This is a genomic window from Bacillus sp. N5-665, assembly GCF_022637375.2.
Lineage (GTDB): Bacteria > Bacillota > Bacilli > Bacillales > Bacillaceae_G > Bacillus_A > Bacillus_A wiedmannii.
Genome location: NZ_CP093325.1, coordinates 4,808,946 through 4,826,248, shown reverse-complemented (window position 1 = coordinate 4,826,248; position 17,303 = coordinate 4,808,946). Strand labels below are relative to the sequence as shown.

The 17,303-nt window shown below is 36.1% G+C and carries 15 protein-coding genes; 5 read left to right on the top strand and 10 right to left on the bottom strand.

Annotation, left to right across the window (positions count from 1 at the left end):
• Positions 1 to 221 precede the first annotated feature (221 nt).
• Together brnQ1 and MNO09_RS27470 are read left to right on the top strand one after the other, a co-directional pair.
• On the top strand, positions 222 to 1,523 hold the full coding sequence (gene brnQ1 / locus MNO09_RS27475; RefSeq protein ID WP_000771654.1) for a branched-chain amino acid transport system II carrier protein BrnQ1: 1,302 nt from the start codon (positions 222 to 224) through the stop codon (positions 1,521 to 1,523).
• 133 nt (positions 1,524 to 1,656) lie between these two features.
• Entirely contained in the window at positions 1,657 to 3,378 is a 1,722-nt protein-coding gene (locus MNO09_RS27470) for a DUF2339 domain-containing protein (RefSeq protein WP_000656722.1), read from the top strand.
• Between the two features lie 35 nt (positions 3,379 to 3,413).
• Here MNO09_RS27470 and MNO09_RS27465 read toward each other — a convergent pair whose 3' ends face one another.
• Positions 3,414 to 4,961, bottom strand: a complete 1,548-nt coding sequence (locus MNO09_RS27465; protein ID WP_000791502.1) for a DNA-binding protein — start codon at positions 4,959 to 4,961, stop codon at positions 3,414 to 3,416.
• Between the two features lie 170 nt (positions 4,962 to 5,131).
• Complete coding sequence (locus MNO09_RS27460; protein WP_001164884.1) at positions 5,132 to 6,523, bottom strand: amino acid permease; 1,392 nt, start codon at positions 6,521 to 6,523, stop codon at positions 5,132 to 5,134.
• A gap of 280 nt (positions 6,524 to 6,803) precedes the next feature.
• Between MNO09_RS27460 and MNO09_RS27455 the strand changes: the two genes are divergently transcribed.
• From MNO09_RS27455 to MNO09_RS27445, 3 genes are all read left to right on the top strand, one after another.
• On the top strand, positions 6,804 to 8,096 hold the full coding sequence (locus MNO09_RS27455) for an NCS2 family permease (RefSeq protein ID WP_000487201.1): 1,293 nt from the start codon (positions 6,804 to 6,806) through the stop codon (positions 8,094 to 8,096).
• Between the two features lie 136 nt (positions 8,097 to 8,232).
• On the top strand, positions 8,233 to 8,433 hold the full coding sequence (locus MNO09_RS27450) for a helix-turn-helix transcriptional regulator (RefSeq protein WP_000301181.1): 201 nt from the start codon (positions 8,233 to 8,235) through the stop codon (positions 8,431 to 8,433).
• Between the two features lie 4 nt (positions 8,434 to 8,437).
• Positions 8,438 to 8,866, top strand: coding sequence for a hypothetical protein (locus tag MNO09_RS27445; RefSeq protein ID WP_002096846.1), 429 nt, complete (start codon positions 8,438 to 8,440; stop codon positions 8,864 to 8,866).
• 39 nt (positions 8,867 to 8,905) lie between these two features.
• Here MNO09_RS27445 and MNO09_RS27440 read toward each other — a convergent pair whose 3' ends face one another.
• The 8 genes from MNO09_RS27440 to MNO09_RS27405 all read right to left on the bottom strand — a co-directional run bounded on the left by MNO09_RS27440 (position 8,906) and on the right by MNO09_RS27405 (position 17,250).
• Positions 8,906 to 9,343 (bottom strand): GNAT family N-acetyltransferase, encoded by a 438-nt coding sequence (locus tag MNO09_RS27440; protein ID WP_000633770.1) that lies wholly within the window; start codon positions 9,341 to 9,343, stop codon positions 8,906 to 8,908.
• A 14-nt stretch (positions 9,344 to 9,357) separates the two neighbouring features.
• A complete protein-coding gene (locus tag MNO09_RS27435) occupies positions 9,358 to 9,615 on the bottom strand; it encodes a DUF4022 family protein (protein WP_000926994.1) in 258 nt (85 codons plus the stop codon).
• A 53-nt stretch (positions 9,616 to 9,668) separates the two neighbouring features.
• Complete coding sequence (locus tag MNO09_RS27430; RefSeq protein ID WP_000399985.1) at positions 9,669 to 11,498, bottom strand: monovalent cation:proton antiporter family protein; 1,830 nt, start codon at positions 11,496 to 11,498, stop codon at positions 9,669 to 9,671.
• Between the two features lie 282 nt (positions 11,499 to 11,780).
• Positions 11,781 to 12,092 carry a cytochrome aa3 quinol oxidase subunit IV gene (qoxD, locus tag MNO09_RS27425; protein WP_000531382.1) on the bottom strand — a complete coding sequence of 104 codons (312 nt, stop codon included), beginning with the start codon at positions 12,090 to 12,092 and terminating at the stop codon, positions 11,781 to 11,783.
• Positions 12,093 to 12,695, bottom strand: a complete 603-nt coding sequence (qoxC, locus tag MNO09_RS27420; RefSeq protein ID WP_000729313.1) for a cytochrome aa3 quinol oxidase subunit III — start codon at positions 12,693 to 12,695, stop codon at positions 12,093 to 12,095.
• A gap of 13 nt (positions 12,696 to 12,708) precedes the next feature.
• On the bottom strand, positions 12,709 to 14,643 hold the full coding sequence (gene qoxB, locus MNO09_RS27415; RefSeq protein ID WP_000762383.1) for a cytochrome aa3 quinol oxidase subunit I: 1,935 nt from the start codon (positions 14,641 to 14,643) through the stop codon (positions 12,709 to 12,711).
• Between the two features lie 33 nt (positions 14,644 to 14,676).
• The gene (qoxA, locus tag MNO09_RS27410) at positions 14,677 to 15,552 is read right to left on the bottom strand and encodes a cytochrome aa3 quinol oxidase subunit II (RefSeq protein ID WP_001176181.1); all 876 of its coding nucleotides are present in this window, start codon (positions 15,550 to 15,552) and stop codon (positions 14,677 to 14,679) included.
• A gap of 282 nt (positions 15,553 to 15,834) precedes the next feature.
• Complete coding sequence (locus MNO09_RS27405; protein ID WP_001076072.1) at positions 15,835 to 17,250, bottom strand: amino acid permease; 1,416 nt, start codon at positions 17,248 to 17,250, stop codon at positions 15,835 to 15,837.
• Positions 17,251 to 17,303: the final 53 nt, after the last annotated feature.

Sequence of the window (17,303 nt, the reverse complement as noted above, 5' to 3'; positions counted from 1 at the left end):
AGTTAATAATTTTGTACATTTAATATTTTACCTTATTAACTATTATAAGTCAATAAAGGTTGATTTTTCAGAAGAAATTGGAAAAGAGGGATAGCTATAGAATGGGTGTTTCTTTTATGTTAGACTATGGACTATGTTTTCTTTGTTAGGAAGCGGATTATTGCACTTTTTTATATGTGAAATTGATTTCATAAAAGATGAAATTAAAGAAGGAGAAACAAATGAAATTGTTACAGAAAAAAGAAATTTTACTGATTAGCCTTATGTTATTCTCGATGTTCTTTGGAGCGGGGAATCTTATATTCCCACCTTTCCTTGGGTATGAAGCAGGAGAACATGTGTGGATTTCATTAATAGGATTTATTATATCAGCAACAGGTCTTCCTATATTGGGTGTTATCGCTATTGCGAAAGCGGGAAGCTTTCAAACGTTAGCGGGTAGGGTTCATTCTTCATTCGCCATTATTTTCCCATGTATCGTGTATTTATTTATTGGACCAGGTCTTGGTATACCACGTGCAGGAAGTTTAGCTTTTGAAATGGGACCAGGTCAGTTCTTCACAGAATCGGGAAGTGTAGTTTTATTATGTTACACGGTTATTTTCTTTAGCATTGTGTACTGGTTAAGTTTATCACCGTCTAAATTAATGGGGTTGTTCGGAAAAGTTTTAACACCGTTATTATTAGGTATGATTGCCCTTATTTTTATAAAGAGTATGTTTACATCAGTTGGCAGTGTGAAAGAGGCTGCTGGAAACTATGGACAAGCTCCTATGTTCCAAGGCTTTTTAGAGGGATATTTAACGATGGATGCGCTAGCCGCTTTAATTTTTGGGATTGTTATTGCAAATGCTCTTCGTGCAAAAGGTGTTGAAGATGATAAAGGTTTAGCGAAATATATGAGTATTGCTGGAATTGGTGCAGGACTATTATTATCTATTATTTATGTCATACTTGGATATGTTGGTTCAATTAGCGGTTCGTTAGGTACATTTGATAATGGGGCGAACGTGTTAGCGCAAGTTATGACTACATTATTTGGACAAGGCGGAGTCGTTTTATTAGGTCTTATTTTTACGATCGCGTGTTTATGTGTGTCAATCGGACTTGTTACGTCTTGTAGTCAATTTTTCGCAAGTGCATTTCCGAAAGTAGCGTATAAAGTTTGGGCATTTATATTAAGTTTTGTTAGTATGATTTTAGCTAATTTAGGATTAACACAAATTTTAAAAGTATCAGTACCGATTCTTGGGTTTATTTATCCAGTTGCATTAACGCTTATTATTCTAGGGTTATTCCATAAATATATTGGAAAGTATGCATACGTATATGCAGTAACTGTTGGGATTGTAGCGGTATTTAGTGCAATCGATATTTTCAATAAAAATGTAATGATGAATCAGTGGACATCAATATTGAAATACATTCCGTTTTATACAGAAGGTGTTGGATGGATTGTTCCAGCTATTATAGGTGTTTGTATTGGCGTTATAGTTAGTATTGTTCTAAATAAGAATAAATGAGTAAAAAGGTGTTTTCCTATTTCGGAAGACACCTTTTTTTTTGGAAAAATAGTATTGAAAATGAATAGACTAAGAGTATGATAAAGGTAATTGGTAATATATAGGTTTTGAATAGATGATGAGGGGGGAGCGTATGAAGGAGGATTTAAATAAGAAAATAGAAGCGCTAGAAACGGCAATTGAAACGATTCAAGAAGCGCTTTTTGAATTGAAAGCAAAACAAAGAGAAATAGAAGTAGAAAATGCTCAGCAACATGTTAGTAAAGAAAAGAAAGAATATATTGAAACGGTAATGGAGGAAAAGCAAAAAGAAGAAGTAGTTACAATAAAGGAGCCCGTGCAAGAACGTGAGGTAAAACAAGTAGATATATCTGCATTTAAACCAGAACCATTTAATATTATTAAGTTTTGCCAAACTTGGTTACCACGCATATTTGTTGGCATTATGTTACTTGGAGTAATCTGGTTATTTAAAGCAGGGGTAGATGCTGGATTATTAACACCTGCAATACGAATTGTGTTTGGTATTGTCCTATCAATCGGTTTTTATTATATAGGTGATATTCAAATTAAACGAGAGCGGCAAGCGTTGGGTTTAGTATTAGCAGGAGGAAGTATTACGGGTATAGTTTTAACGACATTTGCGGCGCATTATTTATATGGATTTATTCCAGCAAGTGTTGCGTTTGTATGTAATATTGCATGGGTCATTTTAGGTATTTATGTAGCGAAGAGGTATCAATCGGAATATCTTACTATATTCGTAGCCGTAGGAGCGTTCTTCGTGCCATTCTTATTAAATAGTACGACTCCTAATCCTTATATTTTCTTTGGATATGAGACGATACTAACACTTAGCTTATTATGGTATGCGTTGAAAAATCGTTATCAGTATTTATATATGATTTCTTATGCTGTTGCTGCTATTGTCCTTTTTGTTTTCTTTGCTATTATGTCAATGTTAGTAGAGGATTTGCAAATACAGTTAACGGTTGTTTATGGTTTGATTCACTTACTATTATTTTGGCATATGTTTACGGAGAGAAGTTTTATATTAGAGCCACGTTTGGCGATATTTAGTGCGAATGCAGTTTTCTTTATATTAGCCATTTCAAAAATACCTGAATTTACAACATGGGGATTAATGATTAGTGCACTCGTGCACGCTATTATGTTCGTGTTTGAATATAGGAAGAATCGACATTCTACATTTACAAATCTTTTATTTGGTTTCGCAATGGGTGCATTTAGTTTAGCGATTTTATATGAGTATAGTTTAGTGAATGCAGCGATTGTATTATTATTACAAGGTTTCCTCGGTATGGTGACTGCTATTAAAGTAAAACAACAGATGAAATTGTATGTTAGTGCGACGATTTACGCGATTGGAATGATACAGACTATTTTTAGTCCGTTTGATCATTTCATTTCAGCTGGGTTTGTTGCCCATATTATTTTAATAGGTACATTTTATTACTGCATGAAACAAGCGAAAGATGTGTTAAGGAGCTTTGGAAAATATGTTTATTCTATAACGCTCTATTGGTTTATGGTTATCGTATTTATTGCAATTACTAGAGTCGGTGAAGTGCTGTCTACAGATGGAAGTATAATAAGCGTATCTGTATCGTTATTATGGATGGTATATGCATTATTTGCCGTTTGGCTTGGACGGAATAAAAATATGAATGAAATATTGTATGCCGGCTTAGTCGTGTTAGTCGTAACGATAGGGAAGCTATTCCTTCTGGACTTACCAGAAGTATCGATGATGATCAGGGCTGTGTTATTCTTAATTGTAGGAAGTATAGGTATCGTTATTTCAAGAATGTTTTTCTCGAAAGAAGAGAAGTGAGAAGAAGGCAATCCGCATGCGGATTGCCTTTTTCATTATTTCTTATCAATTATTACAGCTTCATTGTATTTCGCTGTCGTATTTTGGCGTAGACGAAGAGTTGCTTGTCCAGCAGTATTTGGATTGATTTGTACATTTACAATCTTCTCAGCAGAACCTAAGCTGTTTGTTGTGAAAGAGAATGCACTACTATATCCAAAAGCAGATGGCCAAGAACCATTTGTATTTTGAACTTTTGCTACTTGTGTACCGCCAGTAGTGAATATACCTAAAGAGTAATTAGTGTATGTTGTGTTTGGTAATAAGTTATTTACTTGGATTTTTATTTGGAACACTTCATTGTTTGGTAGAGTGCTAGGGTGTGTAACTACGTAGTCGTTTGCTGTTACAGCACCGTTATAACCGTATGAACCTGGTTTAAAAGTATTTGTATTAAACCATTGATAACCTGCATTTGGCGCACTCCAAGGTTCAGGTTGTGGCTCAGTTGATAAGCTTGGTTGTTCAAATGTTTGTAAAGTGGTAGGTAAATCAAGTTGTAAACCATTTACTTGATCTAAACTTGTAAATGTTTCTTTATTCGATAGCCAATTTACGATGTTTTCTAGTAAGATAGCATCGTTTTCTTCTTTATATCCATCGTAAGTTTTCTTTGTTTGGCCAGAATCTTCACGAACATATTTTGGCGATGCATCTTCAACGGGAGAAGAGTCACCGATAAAGGCAGCTTTTCCAAGTCCTACTTTAGCGATAGCGGCATAAGGACCCTCTGCAACACCACCGCCGTTATAAACACCGCTATCAACAGCGTTATTCCATTTTGATGGGTTTTCTGGAAGATAAACAAGTCCCTTTGCTAGTTTTGGATTTGTAATAGCTAGAGTAGAACCAGCATGCATTGCTACAGATGAAACACCTTTTGTAATTCCGAATGATTGTTCAGGTGACACAATATTTTTAGCGGAAACATCACCAATTGCATTGTAACGGAAGCGAATACCGAAGTTGTCAGATAGCCAATCAGAGCTTTCTACTCCTTGCATAGCTTGTGAATTTATTTCTTCGCTAGACATTCCTTTTGCAGGATTATCCCATGCACCGCGTCTATATCCATTAAATACTTCAGAAGAGTCCCAGCGATTTTTATTACGATCTGCATTATAATGGTCAGCGATAAAGAAAATACTTCCGCCATTTTTCACATATTGTAACATTGCATCTTGTTCAGATTTCTTGTAAGGAATATTAGCTTCTGGAACGATAAATACATTGTAGTCTTTTAAATCTTCGTACGTAAACGGTGTTGATTTACGAAGTTCTTTTACATGATATCCGTTTTGGGCAATACCGTTTCCAAAATCAGAAAAGCCACCATCAATAACCCAGTCAGCGGTCCCGGCCGTTTGACCGTGTGTATTATCGAATAATACTTTCTTCCCGCTATTTTGATTTACAACTTTTGCAGCAATTTCAGGAGCTGGGTCTACTGAGCTTTCGGCATAAGTAGACGGAAGGACTGAAGCTCCTATACTTAGTGTAATTGCTGTTGCTAAAGAAAATGTAATCCATTTTTTATTCTTCATAGAAGAATCCCCCTAATAAAAATATTTGCTTTAATAATGTAATCTATTTTTTTCAGGAAAGAAAGATAGAAAATATTAAATAGTGTAAAGATAACGTTAATTTAATTGAGAAATATTTGTGTGAATAATGAAAAAATCTCTTCCTAATGAATTAGGAAGAGATTTTGGGTTTAACTAATTTTTGAATTAGGTGTTTCATCAATTTTATGGAACCCTTTCATGTAATACACGATAGCTAAACCAATAAGCCAAATAGGACCAACAATCAATGCAATTCTTGTATCTTCTGAATACGCCATTATACCTAATACTAGTGCAAGGAAAGCGAGTGAGAAATATGAACTTAATGGATGTAAAGGCATTTTATATGTTAGCTTGTCCTTTTTATCAGTTTGCAAACCTTTACGGAATTTAATTTGAGCGATTAAAATGATGCCCCAAGTCCAAATTGCCCCGAAAGTTGAAATACTAGTCAGCCATGTAAACACTTTTGCGGGCACAAGATAGTTTAATATAACACCAACGAGTAAAACGATAGCTGTTGCTATAATTCCTTGACTCGGAATACCGTTTTTATTTAAACGACCAAATCTTTCAGGTGCTTTCTTTTGCTGAGCTAATGTAAATAGCATACGGCCTGTACTAAATAAACCACCATTACAAGAAGAAAGAGCTGCTGTTAATACGACAAAGTTAATAATCCCTGCTGCTTTTGCGATACCGATTTGCTGGAATGTTAATACGAATGGACTTCCTTTTTCACCAAGTTCATTCCATGGATAAATTGCCATCATAACGAATAGAGCCCCAACGTAGAACAGTAATATTCTCCAAAATACGTTATCGATTGCTTTTGCGAGTGTTTTTTTCGGATTTTGAGCTTCACCCGCTGTAACACCGATTAATTCAACGCCTAAATAAGCGAATAACACCATTTGTAAAGAGAGTAGTAACCCAGAAAAACCATTTGGGAACCAGCCACCATGTGACCAAAGGTTTGAAATACCAGTAGCGATACCACCGTTTCCGAATCCGAATAAAATAATACCAGCTCCAATAATTATCATACAGATAATTGTGACAATTTTGATGAGAGCAAACCAAAATTCAAGTTCTCCAAATACTTTTACGGATAAGAAGTTGAAAGCACTCATTAATAATAGAGCGAGTAAAGCCCAAGTCCAGCGCGGGATATCTGGGAACCAGTATTGCATGTAAATGCCAGCCGCTGTAATTTCAGCCATACAAGTAACAACCCATAAGAACCAGTAGTTCCAACCAGTAATGTAGCCAGCTAGTGGTCCAAGGTAATCATAAGCATATTTACTAAAAGAACCGGCAACAGGTTGTTCAATTGCCATTTCTCCGAGTGCTCGCATAATGAAAAAAATAACGAGTCCGGCGATCATATAACCTAGTAGAATAGAAGGGCCAGCTAGCTTAATAGCAGAAGCGGATCCTAAAAATAGTCCAACGCCAATAGCGGAGCCGAGCGACATTAAAGTAATATGTCGTTCTTTTAAACCACGGTTTAAAGTTTCAGATTTGTTTGTGTGCTGCATAAGAAGAATCCCCCTTGTAGAGTGAACGATATTTGAATGCGTTTACTAAACATTTAACTATTTCAAATTATAAAACATTTCTATCTGTTATGCTACAAAAATAAACATGATTAACTGTACTACATCTGTACTTGTCAGACTTAAACTTAAAATTCGAACTATTAGTGAATATATTGACTCTTCTTTTTATTGATTGTTAAGATTAAGTATTATATTTTCTCACATACTAGTAAGAAAAGAATATGTGATAATAATTCAGATGTAGGAAGGGTACATAACCATGTTTCAATTACAAAAATATAACACTTCTGTGAAGCAAGAGCTTTTAGCTGGCATCACAACTTTTTTTACATTTGCGTATATTCTTGTCATCAATCCGAAAATATTATCTGATGCAGGTGTACCATTTGATCAAGCTTTTACAGCAACTATTATTGCGACTGTTATAGGGACGCTATGTATGGCGTTTTTAGCTAACTATCCAATTGTTATTGCTCCAGCTATGGGAATGAATGCGTATTTTGCTTATTCTGTTGTTCAACAGGCAGAGGGGATTACATATGTCATTGCGTTTTCAGCAGTATTTGTAACAGGTATCATTTTTCTTTTATTATCTTTCACTTCATTTAGGCAAAAGCTAATTGTCGCAATTCCTGATAGTTTAAAACATGCAATTGCAGGTGGAATTGGACTATTTATTGCTTTTATTGGATTACGCCTTTCTGGAATTATCGTTGATCATCCATCTAATTTAGTTACGATTGGTGATTTTCATTCTCCAGCCGTTATTTTAACTTTAATTGGTTTAATATTAGCGGCGGTATTAATGGCATTACGTGTGAGTGGTGCATTATTTATTAGTATGATTGTGACAGGAGTTATCGCCTTCTTTACAGGGCAACTGAAGTTTACGGATAAAATTGTTGCGATGCCTCATTTACCAGAGGGAATTATCGTTTCAAACCCAATCAACGCCTTTTCAGATGTAATTGAATACGGATTATATGGTGTTGTATTTTCATTTTTACTTGTACTGTTATTTGATACAACAGGTGCACTACTCGGTTTAATTAAACAAGCAGGCTTAATTACAGATAATACAGAGAAACGTTTTGGTAAAGCGTTTATTGCAGATGCAATTGGCGGGACTACAGGCTCTATATTTGGAACAAGCCCAACAGCAGCGACGATTGAATCATCAGCTGGTATTGCTGCAGGTGGTAAAACAGGATTAACAGGTATTGTAGTTGTCGGTCTAACGATTATAACGGCATTCTTCAGCCCTGTGATTGCTTCTTTATCAAGTGTAGCCGCTATTACAGCTCCTTCATTAATTATTGTAGGTAGTTTAATGGCGCAAAGTCTTCGTGATATTAATTGGAATGAATTTGAAGATGCATTACCAGCATTTTTAATTTTCGTTGGTATTCCGTTAACGTCTAGCATTGCGAATGGAATTGCAATTGGATTTTTAGTGTATCCAGTCTTAAAAATTGTGAAAGGGAAAGCGATGGAAGTACATCCGTTACTATACTTATTTACAATTTTATTTGGATGTCATTTATTCTTATAATATAGATATAGGAAAGGGGCTTCTTATGAGAGGCTCCTTTTTTGTGTATAATAAGGTGAAAATCAAATTAATGGAGTAAAATATAAATTACTTAATGGAATATATATGTTACAATATAGGTGAAGGAGGAACATGAATGGCTGTAAGTAAAATAAAAGTCGCGCGTGTTCAGTTAGATTTAACGCAGCAACAATTAGCAGAAAAAGTAGGCGTTACAAGGCAAACGATTAGTTTAATTGAGAAGGGGAAATACAACCCGTCTTTAGATTTATGTTTGAAAATTTGTTATGCGGTAGACAAAACATTGAATGATTTATTTTGGGAGGAAGAGGAGTGAGGGGATGAGAATGGTGAAAGATGAACGTTTAATGATTGAGGGGCTAAAACATATTAGACTCGTTTTCATCTTACAAAATATCGTCATACTAGGTATTGTTTTTTATCGCTACGTTTTGCAAGATGCAGGATATGAAAGTGTTTCGGATTTATTAATGGTATTTATGTGCGGGATCGTAGTCAGTAACTTCTTAAATTTAAAACATTCTGTAGAGGCATATGAGCATACAGGTGGAGTATCACGGAGCTATTTTATGAAATTATTATTTATTCCAGTAGGTATTGTTATTGGAATTGTAGCTATTTGTATCATTGTAACACCAGATATTTCTATAAAGGAAATTAGTATGACAGGACTTATTATGTTTGCTTGTTTTTTAGTTCCTAGTTTGTTTATATACATATATATGAGAAAAATAAAAAGTGAAGATTGAAATATAAGAAAAGCTTTCCCATATTGCGGAAAGCTTTTCTTATATTCTTTTATACAGTACTTTATGAAGGCCAATCGGTTCAATTTCAAAGATTTCACCATGTTCCTGGAAGCCTAAGCGCTTGTAATATTCAGCTACAGTAATTCGGCCATTACACCATAATATATTTGCTTGGCGTTCTTGCAAGACTTGCTCCGCTTTCTGAATTAAGGAGCTTCCAGCACGTTTGTTTCGAAATTCAGGTAATGTGGCCATTCCTCGTAGACGATAATGAATACCTGCTAGTAAGTCAGGGTATATCTCTTTTGAGAAGGAAGCGATACTAATTAGTTCATCGTTTATAAATGCGCCTAAGTGAAAGGTGTCCGTTTCATAGTCGGAAGAGTATTTACAATCTGCTAATGTTTGATTCGGGCGTAAAATTTTTTGACGTAATACGTAAGTTTCAGATCCCTCAATATTTTTCACGGTAATCATATTAACATCCTTTCTTATAAGGCGTTTTCTGTTAGTTGTATAAAGAAATAGGCAGGTGCGGCGAAAAGTCCGAGTATGCTAGCAGTTCCGAGAAGGAGTGAAAGTAAGAGGCAAGAGTATTTTATTCCATTCGATTTTTTCCATCCGTAGCTACAAATTTCAATGCTAACACCGATTAGAATAATGGCAACGAGTATTTCTGCTAATAATAAAAGAGCTAAAGTTACAATAGACATAATGTGATCCATCCTCATAATATGTGATAGTAACATTTTACCATATAAAATGGAAAAAAATGCCCCTCAATTATGTGAGGGGCATTTTTCTATTCTAATATGCTTTTTAGTGTATCGATATGTTCTTTTGAGCCAGTTACAAGTAATGTATCGCCGTGTTGTAGGCTTGTATCACCATGTGGGATTAATGCTTTATTTCCACGATAAATTTGAATGACGAGTACATCGCCTAAAAATGGAAGGCGACGAAGTGCAACGCCGTTATATTTATTACTCCGTAGTTCCACTTCACGGACTGTTTCGTTTGCTGTTGTAATTAAGCGAACGAGACTCGGTTTATCAATTAGTGCACGTAATAGAATACGTGTAGAGTTAATTGTTGAGAATACGGCGATATGTTCTTGCGTTGCTTTTTCTTGTAGAAGTGGATCTTCTACACTTGCAATAACATGTTCAACCCCTAGCTCTTTTGCATGTTCTGCTAATAATAAGTTTTGTTCATCATCGCTTGTTGCAACAACAACGCGGTCTGCATGAAATGCTGTTTGTTCAGTTAATGAAGCGATTGTGATGTCATCTAATTTTACGATAGGGAAGTCATGTGATTTCGCTTCCTCATCATTTATTTTATTTTGACGCATCATATATAGTGTTACGTCATAATCTTCTCGTTTTAAATCAAGTGATAACGGAAGGGTAATTCTGCTTGCGCCAATAATAGAAACTTTTGGTTTTGGTGTTTCTACTTTTGGGAACATTTTTTTAAATAATATAGGTGCAAAAATACAAGTAATAACTGCGCTTAAAATAAGGGAAGCAGATAAACTTGGACTGATGATTCCTAGTTTTTCACCAATTTGTGCAGCTGCAATAACTAAAGAAAGTGTCGATGTTAATAAGATGGCACTTCCTAGTACGATATTACGTGGATACCATTTTCGTAAGACGAGTGATGGTAACAGTTTTGAAATAAAGAGTCCTACAATTAAAATTGGGATCATTAGCATGCTAGAAGGTTCTTTAAAAATAGACCAAACTTCTAGATTCACACCAACCATTACGAAGAAAATAGGGATGAAGAAACCGTAGCCGATGGAATCCAGTTTTTCAACCATATCTTCATTTGGTGATAATAACGATACGAGTACCCCTGCTAAGAAGGCACCTAAAATATTTTCAGCTCCAACAGATTCAGATAACCCAACTAATATTAAGATGAGTGCAAAAACAGCTCGTGTATCAATTTGTACACTACCAGCTTTTAAGCTATCTAAGTATGGAATGTTTTTAAAGCGTTTTGCAACGAAGTAAATAACAATACCAGCGCCGAATAGAAGAAGAAGGAGCCACATGCTTTGGCCGCTTTCGGAATTTAATCCGACGAATACAGCGAGTAAAATCATTGTAACTAAATCTGCAATAACAGCGACTAATAAAATGATTTGTCCGATTGCCGTTTTTCCTAAGTTATTCTCTTTTAATGTTGGTACAACAACACCTAAAGAAATAGTTGAAATAATTAAAGTCATAAACATTGCATTATCCACGAATCCTAGCCATACGAACAGTAATGATAGGGCATAAGATAAGATGAAAATAAATAAGAAGATAATGCTTGCTGCTTGGAATGTGTTTGGTTCGTTTGTCGTATTCTTTTTCCCTTTTTGTTTAAAGATAGAAAAATCAATTTCTAAACCGCTTAAGAACATTAAGAAGATAAATCCTAGTGTCGATAAGACTTGAAGCCACATATCTGGCTCAATAATATTAAACCCACTTTTACCTACAAAGATTCCTGCAATGATTTCTGCAACAACGACAGGAAGTGCTTTTAATTTAAAGCGTTGTAACAAAAGGGGAACGAAAAACGCGATTGCAACGACAACCATAAGTGATAGAACAGAAGTATGATGTTCCATTGCGTTCTCTCCCTTCAAATAAATATAGTACTTATTTAGCCATATAATAGGTAGAAAAGCAACGCATATGGATTCGATTTCATAAAGAAAGAGTTTTCTTAAGATTTGTCATAATAAGTATATTTTTCATGATTCTGTTGTTAATTCCGTAATGTGGATGTAATAGGAGAGGGGATAAAGTGAAGGCTTTTACGGGCAGTTGATCCCCCTGGGGTCTTACTGCTCGTTAATGAGGGATAAAAAAAGACTGCTGAGGAATCTCAGCAGTCTTTTTCATGTACATTACATTGAGAAGAAGATCCATACAGTTAAACCAACTGTTGCAGTTGCAACGAAGAAACTGTATATCATAGTAAGAATTTGAACTCTTCCTTCTCCTTCTTTTAAATGCATGAACATAATTAATTGTAACAACGCTTGCGCAACAGCCATTACGATAATAGTTGTTAAGATTGTTGAAAGTGGCAAGTTTGTATAAAGTGCCACGTATAACGCTAGAAACGTTAGTGCAAGCGATAAAATAAATCCGAAAACGTGTGACCAAGGGAATCCGCTATGCGCATGCCCGTTTGCCTGGTTGTTATTTTGACCCATTTACGCCACCATCCCGTTCAAGTAAACTAGTGTGTAAATAAAGACCCAAACAAGATCAAGGAAATGCCAGTATAAGCTGATAATAAATACTTTACGAGCTGTAACTGGTGTTAAACCTCGTTTTAAAATTTGGATAATAACACAAATTGCCCAAATGATACCGCCTGTTACGTGGGCTCCGTGCGTTCCAAGAAGAACGAAGAATGCAGATAGGAAAGCACTTGTTTGAATTGTTGCGCCTTCACCGATGTACATAATGAACTCTTCGATTTCAAAGAATAGGAAACCTGCACCTAAAAGTAATGTAAGGATGAACCATCCAAGCATTGCTTTTTGGTTGTGCTTACGCATTTCGTGAATTACGATACCACATGTGAAACTACTTGTTAAAAGTAGTAATGTTTGAATTAAAAGCGTTTTAAGTTCAAACAGTTGCGCTGGGGTTGGGCCATCTGCCGTACGACCAGCAAGTACTAGATAAGAGGCGAAAAGTGTTGCGAACAGCATAATTTCAGCCCCAAGAAAAATCCAGAATCCTAGGATATTCAATCTGCTTTGCTCGGATTGATATTCCAAAGGTAAGCTTTTATCTAAAGCCGCCATATCATTTCACCTCTCATGCTATATGTTCTGTTTCTTTAATTTCATCAACACTTACGTAGTAGCCATCATCATAATCGAATGAACGATAGATTAAGCAAGCTAAAATACCAACGCCGCCGATTGCTGCAAGCCAGAACCAGCTAAATACTAATGCGAAACCTGCAAGACCGAAGAATAAAGACGCAATAATAGGCACACCAGAGTTACTTGGCATGTGAATTGGTTTGATATCTTCTGCTGCTGGTGTAACTGTTTCTCCGCGTTTTTTCATGTACCAGAAAGCATCAGCTTCTTTGATTTCAGGAAGTTTCGCGAAGTTGTAATGTTGTACAGGAGATTGAGTTGCCCATTCAAGTGTACGGCCATCCCATGGATCTCCAGTTGTGTCACGTTCACCGTGACGAGCACTCCAAATTACGTTGTAACAAAGAATTAGGAAACCAATACCCATCATTACCGCACCAACAGATGCGATTTGGTTTAGCCATCCCCATCCAAGACTTTCAGAGTAAGTGTACATACGACGAGTCATACCGTCTAAACCTAAGAAGTACATTGGGAAGAAACAGATATTGAATCCGCTCATAAAGATCCAGAATGTCCATTTACCTAGGCGTTCGTTTAACATATGACCAGTCATTTTTGGATACCAGAATGTGAATCCAGCAAGCATAGCGAATACTGTACCTGCGATTAATACGTAGTGGAAGTGAGCAATTAGGAAGTAGCTGTTATGGTACTGATAATCAGCTGCTGCCATACCAAGCATAACCCCTGTAACCCCACCGACTACGAAGTTTGGAATAAATGCCAATGACCAAAGCATTGGAACTGTAAAACGAATACGTCCTTTATACAGTGTAAACAACCAGTTAAAGATCTTAACCCCGGTTGGAATCGAAATCGCCATTGTCGAAATCGAGAAGAATGAGTTAACCGCTGGACCTGCACCCATCGTGAAGAAGTGATGAAGCCATACGACGAAACTTAGTAAAGAAATTGCAACCATTGAGTATACCATCGCACTGTAACCGAATAGACGTTTACGTGAGAATGTACTAATGATTTCAGAGAAAATACCGAATGCCGGTAAAATAACGATATATACTTCAGGGTGACCCCATACCCAGAATAGGTTGGCCCATAACATTGGCATACCGCCGCTCGCCATCGTAAAGAAGTGAGCATCGAATAGACGGTCAAATGTCATTAATGCAAGAGCAACTGTTAATACTGGGAAAGCGAAAATAATGATAACTGTTGTAATTAAGATTGACCAAGTAAACATTGGCATTCTCATTAAAGTCATACCAGGTGTACGCATTTTTAAGATAGTAACAAGGAAGTTAATACCGGTCATTAGCGTACCGAGACCTGAAATCTGTAATGCAATTGCGTAGTAGTTATTTCCTACACCAGAAGTAAACTCTGTACCTGCCATTGGGAAGTAAGAAGTCCACCCAGCGTCTGGAGAACCACCGATTACGAAAGCGATGTTGAATAACATTGCTCCGACAAAGAATAACCAGAAACTTAAAGCATTTAAGAACGGATATGCAACGTCACGAGCACCAATTTGTAATGGTACTACAAGGTTCATTAATCCCATAACGAATGGCATCGCCATGAAAAGAATCATAACTGTACCGTGTGTTGTGAAGATTCCGTTATAGTGTTCAGCATTTAAATAAGTTGTTTCTGGGAATGTTAACTGTGCACGGATCATTAAACCGTCCATACCACCACGGAATAACATGATAACCGCAGAAATAATATACATGGCCCCAATCTTTTTATGGTCAACAGTTGTTAACCATTCGTCCCAAAGCCATTTCCATTTTTTATACTTTGTTAGTACGAAAATGATTGCTAATGTCACAAGAACGATAGAAGCGTCTGCACCGTAAATAATCGGGTCACCTGTGACAAAGAATTCATCAAGCTTCACTGTGTTCACTCCAATCTGTTGGAATAATAGCTATTATTTTTTGTTTTTGTAGTAGTTGTAATCACAATATTCAAGTGATTTTGGATCTACATAACTTAAGTGGTGACTAGAGAATGTCATACGACCAACTACACCAGGTTTAACAATTTCGTTGTACTTATCTTCTGTTAGTTTAGGAGCAGTTTGTTGTACTTCTTTAACCCACTTGTCATATTTCTCTTTAGTTTTTGCTTCAACTTCGAACTCCATATGTGTGAATCCTTCACCAGAGAAGTTCGCACTACGGCCTAGGTAAGAACCCGGCTTATCAGCTTGTAAATAAAGATCCATAATCATGCCATCCATAGTGTACTTCATACCACCAAGTTCTGGTACCCAGAAAGCATTCATTGGACCGACAGAAGTCAGTTTGAATTGAATTGGTACACCAGCTGGGATGTTTAAATAGTTAACGGTTTCAATTTTTTCCTCTGGGTAACTGAATAACCATTTCCAGTTTGCAGATGTAACATAAATCTCAACTGGTTTAATATGTTTGGACTCTTCCGGAACCTCTTCCGAAGCATACGTTGCTTTTACTGTTGGAATCGATAATGCGATAACGATAATAACAGGAACAAGCGTCCAAATAATTTCTAATAATGTGTTACCGTGTTGTTCAGGTGGCTCGTAGTCCATATTCTCTGGTTTTTCACGATAACGAATCAAGATGACTGTAAACAAGATGAATACAATTGCGATAATTAATGACATAAGCAAGAATGACCAAACAATTAAATCATACTGTGCTTTTGCAACAGGTCCTTGCGGATTTAATACTGCGAGTTTCTTATCACAGCCGCCGAGGAACAGAAGTAATGATAACGGAAGAAGCGAAGCCAGCTTCCAAAACGTTTTCTTTAGTTGCACGATTGAAAATCTCCTTTCTCCTTGGATTGAAACTATGCCAATAAAACAATATAAACCTATTAATTTATAGATGGCAATAGTTTTTGTGATATTGTTAAAAAATAGACACAAATGCACACTTTTTAAGGTGAATATCATTTGTAACTTGATAACATTGTAAACCATTTTCCAGTGAAAAACGTGATTGTGGAAATTTTAAGATAAATAAAGTTATACCAAGATATCCAAGAAATAGAAAAAAGCTATCTTATGATAAGAAAGATAGCTGAATATTTTGTATATTTAGTTTACTTCTTTTTTTAGATTTATTTGTTGTTCAAATGTGACAACTTTTTTATATTTTAATTGGTATAAAATGTAACAAAAAATCATAAATGGAATACCACAATAAAGAGCAATTCTCTGATCTGGAATGAAAGCTAAACTAACAAATGTAATGAAATTGAGTGAGAATGCTACGATTGGAACGATTGGATAAAGTGGTGTGCGATATTTTAAATCATTAATGTCCCCGCCGTTTTTTAAGAAATTTCTACGGAAGAAAAACTGTGAAGCTGCGATTGACATCCAAACTACGACAGCGGCCATAGCTGCAATAGATGTTAAAACTAAAAAGACAGTATCTGCCGCAAATATACTTGTTAATAGAGACAAACTTGCAAAAATTAGACTGAAAATTAATGCGTTTAGTGGCACTCCTTTTTTAGTTAACTTCGTAAAAGCTGGACTTGCCATTCCTTGTTTTGCCATCGCCCAAAGCATACGAGAATTTGCGTATAGACCAGAGTTGGCTACGGATAATACTGCTGTAATAATAACAAAGTTCATAATGTCAGCTGCATATGGAACACCAGCCACATCAAATACAAGTACAAATGGACTTTCGACTAGATTAGCCTCTTGCCATGGGAGTAAACCTACAACAACTGATATTGCTAGGACGAAGAAGAAGAGAGTTCGCCAAATGGTATTTTTAATCGCTTTTGGAATTGTTTTCTCAGGGTTTTCACTTTCTCCTGAAGCAATTCCGATTAATTCTGTTCCTTGGAAGGAGTAATTTACTGTAATCATCGTAAGAAGAACAGCTAATGCACCGTTTGGAAATAACCCGCCATTTTCAGTGAAATTGTGAAGCATTGGTGCTGGTTTTCCATTAAAGTCTAGTAGACCGAACATAACTGCACCACCGAGTACGATGAAAATAACAATGGTTGCGACTTTTACACTTGCGAACCAAAATTCTGCTTCTGCATATGCCTTTGCTGATAATGCGTTTACAAGAAAGAGTGCTGCTGCAAATGTAACACACCAAATCCACGAAGAAACGTCTGGAAACCAACGTTTCATTAAAATACTTACAGTTGTTAACTCTACCCCAACTGTAACAGCCCAATTTAACCAATACATCCAACCGACAACAAATCCAAAACCAGGTGAAATAAATTTGCTTGCATAGCTTTGGAATGAACCTGCTTCTGGCATAGCAACTGATAATTCACCAAGACATAACATCGTTAAATACATAACAAATCCACCGACTAAAAATGCAAGAATAGCACCACCAGGACCGGCGTTATGGACGATTTGACCAGATCCCATAAATAGGCCAGTTCCGATAACCCCACCAAGTGCAATCATAAATAGGTGTCTACTTTTCATTGTTCGTTTTAAATCTGTTTGTTCTACTTGTTGATTCATATGCCCCTCACCCCGTTATTTTCTTGTATGAATTGATTTTCATTCCGAGTTTT

Bases quoted from the DNA above. Each gene is read 5' to 3' on its own strand.
- MNO09_RS27435 (WP_000926994.1), bottom strand. From the start codon at position 9,615: ATGTTACTATCACATATTATGAGGATGGATCACATTATGTCTATTGTA.
- MNO09_RS27465 (WP_000791502.1), bottom strand. From the start codon at position 4,961: ATGAAGAATAAAAAATGGATTACATTTTCTTTAGCAACAGCAATTACA.
- MNO09_RS27470 (WP_000656722.1), top strand. From the start codon at position 1,657: ATGAAGGAGGATTTAAATAAGAAAATAGAAGCGCTAGAAACGGCAATT.
- MNO09_RS27460 (WP_001164884.1), bottom strand. From the start codon at position 6,523: ATGCAGCACACAAACAAATCTGAAACTTTAAACCGTGGTTTAAAAGAA.
- qoxC (WP_000729313.1), bottom strand. From the start codon at position 12,695: ATGGCGGCTTTAGATAAAAGCTTACCTTTGGAATATCAATCCGAGCAA.
- MNO09_RS27405 (WP_001076072.1), bottom strand. From the start codon at position 17,250: ATGAATCAACAAGTAGAACAAACAGATTTAAAACGAACAATGAAAAGT.
- MNO09_RS27445 (WP_002096846.1), top strand. From the start codon at position 8,438: ATGAGAATGGTGAAAGATGAACGTTTAATGATTGAGGGGCTAAAACAT.
- MNO09_RS27440 (WP_000633770.1), bottom strand. From the start codon at position 9,343: ATGATTACCGTGAAAAATATTGAGGGATCTGAAACTTACGTATTACGT.
- MNO09_RS27430 (WP_000399985.1), bottom strand. From the start codon at position 11,498: ATGGAACATCATACTTCTGTTCTATCACTTATGGTTGTCGTTGCAATC.
- MNO09_RS27450 (WP_000301181.1), top strand. From the start codon at position 8,233: ATGGCTGTAAGTAAAATAAAAGTCGCGCGTGTTCAGTTAGATTTAACG.
- MNO09_RS27455 (WP_000487201.1), top strand. From the start codon at position 6,804: ATGTTTCAATTACAAAAATATAACACTTCTGTGAAGCAAGAGCTTTTA.
- qoxD (WP_000531382.1), bottom strand. From the start codon at position 12,092: ATGGGTCAAAATAACAACCAGGCAAACGGGCATGCGCATAGCGGATTC.
- brnQ1 (WP_000771654.1), top strand. From the start codon at position 222: ATGAAATTGTTACAGAAAAAAGAAATTTTACTGATTAGCCTTATGTTA.